The organism is Actinospica robiniae DSM 44927, from assembly GCF_000504285.1.
In the GTDB taxonomy this organism is placed as follows: Bacteria; Actinomycetota; Actinomycetes; order Streptomycetales; family Catenulisporaceae; genus Actinospica; species Actinospica robiniae.
The window spans coordinates 4,907,486-4,920,815 of record NZ_KI632511.1 but is presented as its reverse complement, the minus strand read 5'-3'; the positions used below and the strand labels follow the sequence as shown (position 1 = coordinate 4,920,815).

At 71.7% G+C, this 13,330-nt stretch carries 8 protein-coding genes; 5 read left to right on the top strand and 3 right to left on the bottom strand.

The window, feature by feature from the left end:
• The first annotated feature begins 58 nt into the window (after positions 1-58).
• The gene (locus ACTRO_RS20775; RefSeq protein WP_051451138.1) at positions 59-2,101 is read left to right on the top strand and encodes a S53 family peptidase; all 2,043 of its coding nucleotides are present in this window, start codon (positions 59-61) and stop codon (positions 2,099-2,101) included.
• Between the two features lie 80 nt (positions 2,102-2,181).
• On the opposite strand, the gene ACTRO_RS43630 is transcribed toward ACTRO_RS20775, so the two are convergent.
• On the bottom strand, positions 2,182-3,684 hold the full coding sequence (locus ACTRO_RS43630; RefSeq protein WP_211244364.1) for a serine/threonine-protein kinase: 1,503 nt from the start codon (positions 3,682-3,684) through the stop codon (positions 2,182-2,184).
• Positions 3,685-3,927: 243 nt separating this feature from the next.
• On the opposite strand from ACTRO_RS43630, the gene ACTRO_RS20765 reads away from it, so the two are divergent.
• On the top strand, positions 3,928-5,232 hold the full coding sequence (locus ACTRO_RS20765) for a M48 family metalloprotease (protein ID WP_034265393.1): 1,305 nt from the start codon (positions 3,928-3,930) through the stop codon (positions 5,230-5,232).
• Between the two features lie 40 nt (positions 5,233-5,272).
• On the opposite strand, the gene ACTRO_RS20760 is transcribed toward ACTRO_RS20765, so the two are convergent.
• Positions 5,273-6,634 carry a pyridoxal-dependent decarboxylase gene (locus ACTRO_RS20760; RefSeq protein ID WP_034275921.1) on the bottom strand — a complete coding sequence of 454 codons (1,362 nt, stop codon included), beginning with the start codon at positions 6,632-6,634 and terminating at the stop codon, positions 5,273-5,275.
• Positions 6,635-6,728: 94 nt separating this feature from the next.
• On the opposite strand from ACTRO_RS20760, the gene ACTRO_RS20755 reads away from it, so the two are divergent.
• Complete coding sequence (locus ACTRO_RS20755) at positions 6,729-7,166, top strand: (deoxy)nucleoside triphosphate pyrophosphohydrolase (protein ID WP_034275920.1); 438 nt, start codon at positions 6,729-6,731, stop codon at positions 7,164-7,166.
• A 150-nt stretch (positions 7,167-7,316) separates the two neighbouring features.
• The gene (locus ACTRO_RS20750) at positions 7,317-8,399 is read left to right on the top strand and encodes an ATP-binding SpoIIE family protein phosphatase (RefSeq protein WP_051451136.1); all 1,083 of its coding nucleotides are present in this window, start codon (positions 7,317-7,319) and stop codon (positions 8,397-8,399) included.
• Between the two features lie 166 nt (positions 8,400-8,565).
• Here ACTRO_RS20750 and glgP read toward each other — a convergent pair whose 3' ends face one another.
• Complete coding sequence (glgP, locus tag ACTRO_RS20745) at positions 8,566-11,145, bottom strand: alpha-glucan family phosphorylase (RefSeq protein ID WP_034265389.1); 2,580 nt, start codon at positions 11,143-11,145, stop codon at positions 8,566-8,568.
• Positions 11,146-11,302: 157 nt separating this feature from the next.
• On the opposite strand from glgP, the gene ACTRO_RS20740 reads away from it, so the two are divergent.
• Entirely contained in the window at positions 11,303-13,294 is a 1,992-nt protein-coding gene (locus ACTRO_RS20740; protein WP_034265385.1) for an alpha-1,4-glucan--maltose-1-phosphate maltosyltransferase, read from the top strand.
• Positions 13,295-13,330 lie beyond the last annotated feature (36 nt).

Here is a 13,330-nt window from a genome sequence, read left to right as displayed (position 1 = left end):
CGCCCCTCCGCTCCCACCTCATGCGGACGGGCCACAGCTGGGGAAGGACCCACGAAGTATGGCCCCTGATGAATCCCGTGCCCGGCGCCGACGGCGCGTCGGTGCCGCCTCGATCGCGGTGGCGGCGCTCGCCGGCACCTTCGTCGCGGCGAACGCGGCGTCCGCGACGACGGCGAACCCCGCCACCGTCACGTTCGGCGGCATGCAGCCGGCCTGGGCGTCCGCCTCGGCCGACCGCGGCCAGGTCGCGCCGGGTACCGCGGTGACCTCCACGATCTACCTGGCCGGAAAGGACCAGGCGGGCATGGAGGCCTATGCCGAGGCCGTGTCCACTCCCGGAAACGCGCTCTACCACAAGTTCTTGAGCACCAGTCAGTTCCAGGCCAGGTTCGGCACGACCGCCGCCCAGATCTCCGCCGTCGAGAAGTGGCTGCGCTCGGCCGGGCTGAAGGTCGTCTCGGCGGACAGCCACCAGATCCAGGTCTCCGGCACCGCCGCGCAGACCGAGGCCGTCTACGGGCTCACCCTGCACAACTATTCGGTCAAGGGCCACACCTACCGCGCTCCGGCGAGCTCGGCGCACCTGCCCTCGGGCGTCGCGGCGGACGTGCTGAGCGTGGGCTCGCTGAGCACCATGCCGGTCGTGATGGCGCCGGCGGGGCTGGTGAGCACCAATTCCGTGACCGAGAAGCTGACCGGGGCCAAGCCCACTGCGGGCGCTTCGCACGACGGGGCGGTCTACGAGGGCTCCCCCATCTGCTCGGCCTACTACGGCCAGATCATGGACACCACCGCGCCGACCCAGGGCGGCAAGGAGAATCCGTACGCCATCTGCGGCTACACCCCGCAGCAGTTCCGCAGCGCCTACGGCGTGACCGGAGTGACCGGCAAGGGCGTGACGATCGCGATCGTCGACGCCTACGGGAGCTCGGACATCCTGTCGGACGCCGACACCTACGCGAAGTACATGGGCGACCCGGCCTTCAAGCCGGGGCAGTTCCTGGACACCGAGACGCCCGCGGACTTCTACGACTACGCGGACTGCGGCGGCCCGGCCAACTGGTCGCCGGAGGAGCACATCGACGTCGAGGCCGTGCACGCGATGGCGCCGCAGGCGACCGTGCACTACTACGGCGGCAACTCCTGTCAGAACCCTGACCTGCTGGTCCCGCTGCAGCAGATCGTGGACACGCACTCGGCCGACATCGTCTCCGACTCGTGGGGATCGGTGGTCTTCTCCAGCACCGGCAACCTGACCGCCGCTGACAAGGACAGCTACGACCAGGTGCTGAAGCAGGCCGCGATCGAGGGCATCGAGTTCAACTTCTCCACGGGTGACTGCGGCGCCGAGGACCCGAGCACGACGAGCTGCGGCGTCAACGACACCTCCACGGTTCCGCAGGCGGACTGGCCGGACAGCGACCCGTGGGCGACCGCGGTGGGCGGCACCTCCACGGCGATCGGCAAGCACGGCAACGTGGAGTGGAGCACTCCGTGGGGCACCGACGTCTACCTGCCGCCGGCCGCCTCCGGTCAGGACTGGTCGTTCTGGGAGTGGGCCTTCGGCGGTGGCGGCGGCACCAGCGCGATCTTCGCGCAGCCGTGGTACCAGCGCGGCACCGTCTCGCGCACGCTGGCCACGACTCTGCCGGACGGCAGCCGGACCTCCTCGCGGATGCGCACGGTGCCGGACGTCTCGATGGACGCCGACCCGTTCACCGGCTTCCAGGTGGGCATGACGATGACGCTGGGCGACGGCTCGACCGGTGTCGGCATCCAGCCCTACGGCGGAACCAGCCTGGCCAGTCCGCTGTTCGCGGGTCTGCAGGCCGACGTGATGCAGCTGCAGCACGGGCAGCCGGTCGGCTTCGCCAACCCGTCGCTCTACGCGCGCTACGGCAGCCCGGTCTTCTCCGACGTCACCGGGAACAGCCCGGGGGCCAAGGCGTACAACGACATCCCGAGCGCGGACGCCACCAGCACCGATTACTCGATCGGCTTCGGTGACGACCTGCTGCTCAAGGCGACGCGCGGCTACGACGACGCCACCGGCGTCGGCGTGCCGAACCCGCTCTACCTCTGGTCGCACCTGATCTGGTAGGCGGTATCAGTGAACGGACCCCCCCGTGCTCGTCGGTTCGGCCGACGGGCACGGGGGCGGGCTTTCGCCGGACGGATGCGTCAGGTCCGGTTCTGGACGATGATCAGGATGATGATCCAGGCGAAGACGGCGATCAGGCTCACCGCGAGGCCGGCCTTGGCCGGGCCGTCCGGCAGCCGTTGCGGCTTGGCCCGGGACAGGCCGATGCCGCTGAAGATGATGCCGAACGGCAACGCGATCGGCATCAGCAGTCCGACCAGGCTCAGGACCAGGCCGGCCGTGCCCATGCCGTTGGTCGCTCCGGGCCGAGCCGCATAAGGGTACTGCGTTCCGCTCGGCGGGGTGCCGGGGCGCTGCGGGTATCCGGGGACAGGGTTCTGATAGATCGGGCGCGCCGGCGTGGGCGTGGCCCGCGGCGGGGTCTGCGGGTACCCGGGCGGGAACGCCTGCTGCGGCTGGCCGTACGGGACACGCGGGTTCGACGGGTGCGAGGGCGGGCCGGACTGCGGGTACGGCGGACGGAAACCCTGCGGCGCCGGACCCGGCGCGGCGCCGACGGGCTGCGCCCGCTGCTGCTGAGGCTGCTGCTGGGGCATCGGCCGCGGCGCCTGCTGTGGCGCCTGCCGCGGCGCGGGGGCGGGCGGCGGGGGCTGCTGCGGCATCCGCTGGGTCGGCGCGACCGTCTCCCGGTACGCGGCCGACGCGGTGTTAAGCGCCTCAGTGGCCTGAGTCAGGATCTCCTGGGTGACGTTGCCGGGCAGCCAGCCCGGCTCCGGCTTCTCGCCCGGCTGCTGCTCGAGGGCGACGACGAGGTCCGCGGCCCGGGGGCGCTGGTTCGGGTCGCGCTCCAGGGCGCGGGCGACCGGGACGGCGATCGCCTCCGGCAGTTCCGGCGCGACGACCGGGCCGACCGCGAGGGCCCGCGCGTACAGCTCCTGCGCGCCGCCCCGGCCGTAGGGCCCGGCCGCGGTCGCGGCGTAGTGCAGGATCGCGCCCAGCGAGAAGACGTCCGAGGCGGTGCCGAAGTTGCCGGTGGTCAACTGTTCCGGGGCCATGTAAGGGGGCGAACCCGCGACCATGCCGGTCTTGGTCAGGCCCTCGTCGCCGACGCCGCGGGCGATGCCGAAGTCGATGACCTTCGGGCCCTGCGCGGTCAGCAGAACGTTGCCCGGCTTCAGATCCCGGTGCACCAGGCCGACCGCGTGGATGGCGGAGACCGCCCGCGCGACGCAGAAACCCAGCACCCGCACCGATTCCGCCGGCATCGGGCCGTACTTGCGCACCGCGTCCTCGACCGAGATGCCGGGCACGTAGGCGGTGGCCAGCCACGGGATCGGCGCGGCCGGGTCGGCCGCGAGCACCTCGGCGATGTACGCGTCGGCGACCCGCAGCGCGGCGTTGACCTCCTGGGTGAAGCGGGTGCGGAACTCGGCGTCGGCGGCGAGTTCGCCGTGGATGGTCTTGACCGCGGCGTGCCTGCCGGTGGATTCCTCCCGACCCAGGTAGACCCGGCCCATCCCGCCGCGGCCGAGGCGCGCGACGAGTCGGAACGGCCCGATCCGGGCCGGATCCTGTTCGGTCAACGGTTCCATGGCATCCCCAACCCGACGCCGCCGCGGACGCCTCGTCCATCGCCGATTCGGCTGGCAGCTTGACAGAAAATACGAACCACATTGAAGCGAGCGCGGGGCGGGCGGCGCAAGTCGCGCTCATATCGATCCGGCTGCTGTTCTGTCAGGATCTTGTCTTGGAAAGCAGCAGCATGTTATTCCTGTACGGCCGCGCGGGGGACGGACCCGGGCGCGACCTGGAGGGGAACGGCGAGCGTGGAAACGCTGGAATCGGTGGAATACGTCTGCCCGAAGTGCGCGACGAGGACGCGACTCGACCCGCGTTTCGTGCTCTGGTGTCTCAGTTGCGGCCACGGCGCGGACCCGTATCCGCCTGAATACAACAAGCGCGAGGCACGCACGCGCGACCGCGAGATCGAGCGCTCGCTGGCCCTTTACACCTCGCTCAAGACGGCGAAGTCGCTGCGGCCGTCCAGTGGCCTGAGCCGCGCGGTGGCGGTGTATTCCTTGCTGGTGCACGTGATCGGAGTGCTGGTCGTGGCCGCGCCGCTGGCTTGGCTGCTCGGCGGCGGACCGACCGGGCCGGCCTGGATCGCGACCCTGCTCGGCGCCGGCGTCTTCATCGTGGTGCGCCCGCGGCTCGGGAACAAAAGGCTCAAGCCCGAGTTCGGGTTCGACCGCGGGCAGGCTCCCCGCCTCTACGCGCTGCTGGACCGCTGCAGCGCGGAACTCGGCTGCCGGGCTCCGGATCGGGTGAGCATCGCAGCGGACTTCAACGCGAGCACGTGGCGGGCCGGCCTGGCGCAACGCAGGGTCCTGCGGATCGGCGCGCCGTTGTGGAACGTGCTGACCGGGCCGGAGCGGCTGGCCCTGCTCGGGCACGAACTCGGCCATCAGGTCAACGGCGACACGACGCGGACTCTGCTGGCCGGCTCGGCCTGGCGTTCCCTGTCCGAATGGACGAGGCTGCTGCACCCGGACCAGATCCCGAACCCGCGCCCCGGCACCCGACCCGTCCGGTCGCTGCGCACAGGCGGTCCCACGGCGTTGGCGATGGAGCTGGCCGCGCCGATCGTCATCCTCGTGTGCACGCTGCCGTTCTTCGCCATCGCCGTCGGGCTGCGCGCCGCGCTTACGCGGCTGCAGCTGCAGTGCGGCCAGCGGGCCGAGTACCTCGCGGACGAGCTCGGCGCCCGGCTGGCCGGTACCGAGGCGGCGTTGAGCGCGCAGTGCAAGACGGTCTTCGCCGGATCGCTGCCGATCTTCGTCCGGGGCCGCCGCGCCGGAAAGGACAAGGCCGACCCGGCCGCGCTGTGGGCGGACTTCCGCGCTTACGTGGAATCGATGCCGGAGAACGAGTTCCAGCGGCGGCTGATCGTCGACCGGCTGCGCCACACCCGGACCGACCGGTCCCACCCGGCCGACCACCTGCGGATCGCGCTGCTGCACGAGCGGCCGGCGCTGCCGGGGACGATCAGCGTCTCGGACGAGGAGTGGGCCGCCATCGACGCCGAGCTGGCGCCCCGGATGCTGGGCGCGGCCCGGGCCGCGCTGCGCTGAGAGCTGTGGCTGAGAGCCGAGGCGGCCCGCAGCTGGACAGCTAGTACGCCATCGTGTCCAGGATCTCCTGGACGATCTCGGTCGTGGTGTGCGGGTGCAGGAAGGCGAACCGGGCGACGGTCTCGCCTTCCCAGCCGGTCGGGGTGACGAACGCGATCTGGCCGGCCAGCAGGCGGTCGGACCAGAGCTGGTAGTCCTCCGCGTTCCAGCCCTTGCGGCGGAAGAGCACCGTGGAGAGCTCGGGCTCCCGGATCAGCTCGAGCTCGGGGTTCTGCCGGATCAGCTCGGCGGTGTCGCGGGCGAGGTCCAGCGCGGCCTCCACCGCCTCGGCGTACGCCTCGGTGCCGTGCACGGCGAGGGAGAACCACAGCGGCAGGCCGCGGGCGCGCCGGGTGAGGTGGTAGGCGTAGTCGGTCGGGTTCCACTCGTCCGGGGTGTCCATGTGGATCACGTCGAGGTAGGACGCGTCCTGGGTGTGCACCGCCTTGGCCAGTTTCGGGTTCTTGTACACGAGTGCGGCGCAGTCGAACGGCGCGAACAGCCACTTGTGCGGGTCGACCACGAACGAGTCGGCGTGCTCGATGCCCTCGTACCGGTCGCGCACGCTCGGGGCGAACAGGCCCGCGCCGCCGTACGCGCCGTCCACGTGGAACCACAGCTCGTGGTCCCGGGCCACCTCGGCCACGCCGGCGAGGTCGTCGATGATGCCGGCGTTGGTGGTGCCCGCGGTGGCGACGACGCCGATCACCGGTACCTTCTCGCCCGCTTCCTCGAGGGCGGCGAGCGCGGCGCGCAGGCCGGCGCCGGTCATCCGGTGCTCCTCACTGCGCACCACCAGCGGCTCGACCCCGATGATGCGCAGGGTGTTGCCGATGGACGAGTGCGCCTGGTCGCTCACCGCGATCCGCACCGGGTCGTAGGCGCCGAGGCCGCGGCGGCGTCGGGCCACGTCCCGGGCCACCACCAGCGCGGAGAGGTTGCCGGCCGAGCCTCCGGTGACGAAGCAGCCGCCGGCCTGCGGGCCCATCCCGGCCAGGTCCGCGAGCAGCCGCAGCACCTGGTTCTCCGCGGCGATGGCGCCGGAGGCCTCGAGCCAGGAGATGCCCTGCAGCGAGGCGCAGGAGACGACCATGTCGAACAGCAGCGCGGCCTTGGTCGGCGCGGCCGGGATGAAGGAGAGGAAGCGCGGGCTGTCGCAGGAGATCACCGCCTGGGACAGGTGCTCGTCGTAGACGGACAGCACCCGGCGCGGGTCGTTGCCCTCGGGGCCGATCAGGCCGGCGAGCACCGAGTCCAGCTTGTCCTTGCGTCCCGGGTGGTCGAGCGGAACGGGGTTGAGCTGGAGCCTTTCGCGCATGTACCCGAAGATGAGGTCGGCGAGTTCGGCGTCGTAATCGTGCATGCTGGCCATGATCCCCAGTATCGCTTGCACGCACGCGTGGCCCCACTCACGAGCTGTAACCGGTTTGCGGACCGAGCCTGGCACCATGGAGCCCATGACCGAGACTTCAGCAGCGGGCGAGCGGGCCGTGGTGGCGGCCGTGATCGAGCGGGACGGGCTGTTCCTGGCGGCCCGTCGGACCGGGCCGCCGGCCCTGGCCGGGCGCTGGGAGTTCCCCGGCGGCAAGACCGAGCCGGGGGAGGACGACGCGCAGGCGCTGCGCCGGGAGTGCCGGGAGGAACTCGGGGTGCGGATCGAGGTGGGCGCCCCGATCGGGCCGGCCTACACCGTCCCCGGCGGCACGCTCCAGGTGCGCACCTACCGGGCCGTGCTGGTCGAAGGGGAGCCGGCGCCGATCGAGAGCCATGACGAGCTGCGCTGGCTGGCTCCGGGCGCGGCGGAGGTGCGCGAACTGCCGTGGCTGGAGGGCGATTATGTGATCCTCGACGCGATCGAGCAAGCGGTGGAGCGGGACGCACAGCAACCCGCGTGACCGGCGGCGGACGCCCGAACCGGGTCCCCGGAGGCCGTTCGGGCGGTTCTACCCGGGTGGCCTAACTCACGCAGATCGTCCTATTAAGTGGCTTATCCCGGGGGATGCTAGCGGAGGACCGCCGTTCCGCCTACCCCAGGATCCGACCCCATGTCCGACACCTCCTCGGTACCCGAGGTGGGCGGCGTACGCCTCGCGTACCGCCGCCATCCGGGGCTGGTGGGCGGAGAGAGCGGCGGCGACTGGTTCGACAAGGCGCGGCTGCCGGGCAACCGGGTCGTGCTCGTGCTCGGTTCCGTCCTCGGCTCCGGCCTGCCCGCGCCGACGGTCGCCGACCAGTTCCGCAGCGCGGTCCGTGTGCTCACCCAGCTCGACCTGAGCCCGGCTCAGGTGCTGCACCGGCTCGACGTGCTCGCCGAGTCGCTGGGCGAGCAGTACGTCACCACCTGCGTGTACCTCACCTGCGACCTCGCCGACGGCACCGTGGTCTTCGCCAACGCCGGGCATCTGCCGCCGCTGCTGCGTACGCCCTACGACCCGGCCTACCGGCTCGCGCTGCCGCCCAACGCCCCGCTCGGCCTCGGCGGCGTCGAGTACGAGGAGCGGCAGTACACCGTCCCGCCCGGATCGTTGCTGGCGCTTTACACCGAAGGTCTGATCATCCGCACGGCGCGGCGGGACACCGAGGAGGCGATCAGCGAGCTCGGCCGGCAGCTGGACAAGGCCGGCGAGGTCACCGACGACCTGCTCGACACCACCTGCGGCCAGATCAGCGACGCATTGCTCGGGCAGGAGGAGCACACCGGCGACGCCACCCTGCTGCTGGCCAAGTTGGGCCGGCTGCCCGAGGCGGACGCCGCGGCCTGGACGCTCACCGCCCGGCCCACCGCCGTCGCCCAGGCCCGGGACCTGATCCGGGAATGCCTGCTGGCCTGGGGCCTGCCGGGGCTCGCGGACGTGATCGAGCTGCTGGTCAGCGAGCTGGTGACGAACGCGCTGCGGTACGGGGTGGCGCCGTTCGGGCTGCGGATGACCCGCGACTCGATCTCGGTGCTGGTGGAGGTCTCGGACGGGAACCCGACCGTGCCGCGGCTGCGCTCGGTCACCCCGTTCGACGACGAGGGCGGACGCGGGCTGCACCTGGTGGACGAGCTGTCCGCGGACTGGGGCGTGCGCGGACGGCCCCAGGGCAAGACCGTCTGGTTCACCCTCGGCATCCCGCACGAGCTCTGACACCCCGCCCGACCGGCCGCCCCCGCGGGGGCCCTGAGGCGGCGTGTCCGGGCTCTGAGCGGCTGACGGCGACTCCCGGGACCCGCGGGCCCGCACAGAGCGCTGAGAGCACCCCGCGCGAGCCCGCGGCCGGTGGGCTCGGTGAGCCCGGTGAGTCCGGTGAGTCCTAGTGCGGCAGCGTGGCCAGGCCCAGCTCCGCCGCCGAGGAGAGCAGGCGGTGGTAGGGCACGGCCCGGACCGTGTAGCCGAACGGCCCGGACTGGTCGAGGTTTATCACCCCTTCGTACCGGTTGCGGCCGAGGTCGTCCACGCCCATGTGCACCAGCGGCGCGATCGAGGCCGAGCGCAGCTGGTCGTCCTCGTCCACGCGGCCGAACACGGCCTGCACGTGCACCTCGTCCGGAGCCAGCTCGCCGATCTGGACCAGGGCCCTGATCCGCAGCCCGCCGCCGAGCCGGGCCGCGCCCGCGCCCTCGTCGGCGTTCGGCTCGGCCACCGCCTCCACGTGCTCGATCGCCACCTGCGGCCACAGCTTGCGCATCCGGGTGGACCAGAGCGCCAGCTCCTGCGCCCCGGCGAAGCCCTCGGCCACGGTCGCCCGGCCGGAGTGCGCCGCGGGCTCGTAGAGCCGCTGCACGTAGTCCTGCACCATCCGGCTGGCCAGCACCTTCGGGCCCAGGCTGGTCAGGGTGTGCCGGACCATCTCGATCCAGCGGGTGGGCAGCCCGGCCGAGTCCCGGTCGTAGAAGCGCCCGGTCACCGAGTGCTCGATCAGGTCGTAGAGCGCCGCGGCCTCGAGCTCGTCGCGCCGGTCCGGGTCCTCGACGCCGTCGGCGGTGGGGATCGCCCAGCCGTTCTCGCCGTCGTACCACTCGTCCCACCAGCCGTCCCGGATGGAGAGGTTCAGCCCGCCGTTCAGGGCCGACTTCATCCCCGAGGTGCCGCAGGCCTCGAGCGGACGCAGCGGGTTGTTGAGCCAAACGTCGCAGCCGGGCAGCAGGGTCTGGGCCATGGCCATGTCGTAGTTCGGCAGGAACGCGATGCGGTGGCGCACCCGGGCCTCGTCCGCGAACCGGACCAGCTCCTGCACCAGCCGCTTGCCGCCGTCGTCGGCCGGGTGGGCCTTGCCCGCGATCACCAGCTGCACCGGCCGGTCCTCGTCGGTCAGCAGTCTGACCATCCGATCGCGGTCGCGCAGCATCAGGGTCAGCCGCTTGTACGAGGGCACCCGCCGGGCGAAGCCGATGGTCAGCGCCTGCGGGTCGAGCAGGCCGGAGATCCAGCCGAGCTCGGCCGCCGAGGCGCCCCGGGAGAGCCAGGACTCGTACACCCGGCGCCGGGCCTCGCGCACCAGCTCGGCCCGCAGCTTGCAGCGGATCTCCCAGAGCGTCTTGTCCGAGATCCGGCCGACCGACTCGAACGGGGCCCGCATCGCGTCCGGCCCGAGCTCGCGCTCGATCAGCTCGGTGACCAGCGGATGCACCCAGGTCAGCGCGTGCACGCCGTTGGTGATGGAGGTGATCGGCACCTCCGGCTCGTCGAAGCCGGGCCACAGGCCGCCGAACATCTCCCGGGAGACCTCGCCGTGCAGCAGCGAGACGCCGTTGGCCCGCTGGGCCAGCCGCAGGCCCATCACGGCCATGTTGAACGAGCCCGGGTCGCCGCCCGGGTAGGTCTCCGCGCCGAGCTCCAGGATCCGCTCCACCGGCACGCCGGGGGAGGTGTTGTTCCCGCCGAAGTGCTCGGCCACCAGCTCCCGCGGGAACCGGTCGATGCCGGCCGGGACGGGGGTGTGCGTGGTGAAGAGCGTGCCGGCCCGCACGGCGGCGAGCGCCGCGTCGAAGTCCAGGCCGCGCTCCTCGGTCAGCTCCCTGATCCGTTCCACCCCGAGGAAGCCGGCGTGGCCCTCGTTGGTGTGGTAGACCTCGGGCTCGGGGGTGCCGGTGATCGCGCAGTAGGCGCGCACCGCCCGGATGCCGCCGATGCCCAGCAGCATCTCCTGGTGCAGCCGGTGCTCGGGCGAGCCGCCGTAGAGCCGGTCGGTCACCTCCCGGCCGCCGTCCGCGTTCTCCTCGATGTCGGTGTCGAGCAGCAGCAGCGGCACCCGGCCCACCTGGGCCAGCCACACCTGCGCGACCAGTTCGCGCAGCTCGGGCAGGCCGATGGTGATCCGCACCGCCGCGCCCTGGGCGTCGCGCAGCTTGGTCAGCGGCAGGTTGTCCGGGTCCAGCAGCGGATAGGTCTCCAGCTGCCAGCCGTCCCGGGACAGGGACTGGCGGAAGTATCCGCGCTTGTAGAGCAGGCCCACGCCGACGATCGGGACGCCGAGGTCGGAGGCGGCCTTGAGGTGGTCGCCGGCCAGGATGCCGAGGCCCCCGGAGTACTGCGGCAGCACCGCGGTGATGCCGTACTCGGGGGAGAAGTAGGCGACCGCCTTGGGCGGGTCGGCCAGGGACTGGTACCACATGGGCCGAGTCAGATAATTGCGCAGGTCGGCCGCCGCCTGGGCGACGCGGCCGGTGAAACGCTCGTCCGCGGCCAGCTGGGCGAAGCGCTCGGTGTGCACCGCGCCGAGCAGCCTGACCGGGTCGTGGTGTACCTCCTCCCAGCGGTCGGGATCGATGGCCTCGAACAACGCCCGCGTCGGCTCGTGCCATGACCAGCGCAGGTTCATGGCCAGCTCGGTGAGCGGGGCGAGGTGTTCGGGCAGGACTGTGCGCACCGTGAGGCGCCGGATCGCCTTCATGTCGTCCGAGCCTAGCGGCGCCCCTGACCCTGCGTAAGGGATTGCGGAATCTCGCAGCGCGTCGCGCCTCAGGTCAGGGGTGGCTTGAGCGCACGTAGTCGCTCCCCGTTCGGCCGTCTGAGTGGTCTGGGACGCCGGGAACGGGTAGAAGTGGTGTGTGATCGGTCGAATCCCTCTGCTCGACGTCAGCCCCACCGTCCTCGGGGGCACGAGGCCTGCGAAGGCCGTGGCCGGGGAGCTGTTCCCGGTGTCCGCCACCGTCTTCCGAGAGGGGCACGACGCGGTCGCCGCGAACGTCGTGCTCTCCGGGCCGGACGGGGTGGCCGACGGCTGGTACCCCATGCGCGAGGTCGCCGCCGGCCTCGACCGCTACGAGGCCTGGGTGAGCGCGGACGCCCCCGGCGACTGGACCTTCCACGTGGAGGCCTGGGCGGACCCGGTGGCCACCTGGTACCACATCGCCCGGGCCAAGATCCCGGCCGGCCAGGACATCGAGGCGGTCTTCGCCGAGGGCGCCGACCTGCTCGAGCGCTCCGCCCTGGTGGAGCCGGTGCTCCGGCGCGACCAGGAGGTGGAGTTCCCCGGGCAGGAGCTGCTGGAGACCACGGCCGCGGCGCTGCGCGACGAGCAGGCCACCCCGGAGGCCCGGCTCGCCCTCGCGGACGGCGCCGCGGTGCACGAGGCGCTGACGGTGCGCCCGCTGCGCGAGCTGGTCACCCGCAGCGAGCCGCTGCCGCTGCAGGTGGACCGGGAGCGGGCCCTGTTCGGGGCCTGGTACGAGTTCTTCCCCAGGTCGGAGGGGGCGCAGGTGGACCCGGCCGGCGAGCGCCCGCCGCGCAGCGGCACCCTGCGCACCGCGGCCGAGCGGCTGCCGGCGGTGGCCGCGATGGGCTTCGACGTCCTCTACCTTCCGCCGGTCCACCCGATCGGCACGACCTTCCGCAAGGGCCGGGGCAACTCGCTGGTGGCGGGCGAGCACGACCCGGGCTCGCCCTGGGGCATCGGCTCGCCGGCCGGCGGGCACGACGCGATCAACCCGGAGCTCGGCTCGATCAAGGACTTCGACCACTTCGTCGACCGGGCGGCCAAGCTCGGCCTCGAGGTGGCGATCGACTTCGCGCTGCAGTGCTCCCCGGACCACCCGTGGGTCTCCAAGCACCCGGAGTGGTTCCGGCACCGGCCGGACGGGACCATCGCCTACGCCGAGAACCCGCCGAAGAAATATCAAGATATCTATCCTATTTACTTCGACGCCGACCTGCCCGGGCTGCTCGACGAGTGCGAGCGGATCCTGCGGTTCTGGATGGACCACGGCGTGCGCATCTTCCGGGTCGACAACCCGCACACCAAGCCCCTCAACTTCTGGGAGCCGCTGCTCGGCCGGATCCACCGGACCGACCCGGATGTGCTCTTCCTGTCCGAGGCCTTCACCCGTCCGGCCATGATGCGCACCCTCGGCGCCATCGGTTTCCACCAGTCTTACACGTACTTCACCTGGCGTAACGGTAAGGACGAATTGACGGAGTATCTTACGGAATTGTCCCAGGATACCGCCGCCTACCTACGCCCCAACCTCTTCGTCAACACGCCCGACATCCTCAACGGATACCTCCAGCACGGCGGACGCCCGGCTTTCGAGATCCGGGCGATCCTGGCCGCCACGCTGGCCCCCACCTGGGGCGTATACTCCGGATTCGAGCTCTGCGAGAACAGCGCCGCCGCACCCGGCAGCGAGGAATACGCGGACTCGGAGAAGTACCAGCTGCGTCCGCGCGACTGGGTGTCCGCCGAGGCTGAGGGACGGTCGTTGGCTCCGTTGCTCACCCGACTAAACACTCTCAGGCGTGCGCACGGCGCCCTGCGGGGGTTGCGTAATCTCCATTTCCACCACACGGACAGCGATGCTGTGCTGTGCTACTCCAAGCGGCATCATGACGGCGACACGGTGATCACGGTCGTCACCCTGGATCCGCATCAGACGCGGGAGGCCACGGTGTACCTCGACCTGCCCGCACTCGGACTCGGCTGGTCGGACCGCTTCGTCGTGCACGACGAGCTCGGCGGCGGGACGTACCACTGGGGCCGGGACAACTACATCCGCCTCGATCCTCACGAGAACCCCGCGCACCTGCTGACCCTGCAACGGTAGTCAAGCCGGCTCGGGGAGCTCATCCGACCGGCACCG

Excerpts from the sequence above, each read along its gene's own strand:
- glgP (WP_034265389.1), bottom strand. The coding sequence starts at position 11,145 with ATGAAGGCGATCCGGCGCCTCACGGTGCGCACAGTCCTGCCCGAACAC.
- ACTRO_RS20755 (WP_034275920.1), top strand. The coding sequence starts at position 6,729 with ATGACCGAGACTTCAGCAGCGGGCGAGCGGGCCGTGGTGGCGGCCGTG.
- ACTRO_RS20750 (WP_051451136.1), top strand. The coding sequence starts at position 7,317 with ATGTCCGACACCTCCTCGGTACCCGAGGTGGGCGGCGTACGCCTCGCG.
- ACTRO_RS20775 (WP_051451138.1), top strand. The coding sequence starts at position 59 with ATGGCCCCTGATGAATCCCGTGCCCGGCGCCGACGGCGCGTCGGTGCC.
- ACTRO_RS20760 (WP_034275921.1), bottom strand. The coding sequence starts at position 6,634 with ATGCACGATTACGACGCCGAACTCGCCGACCTCATCTTCGGGTACATG.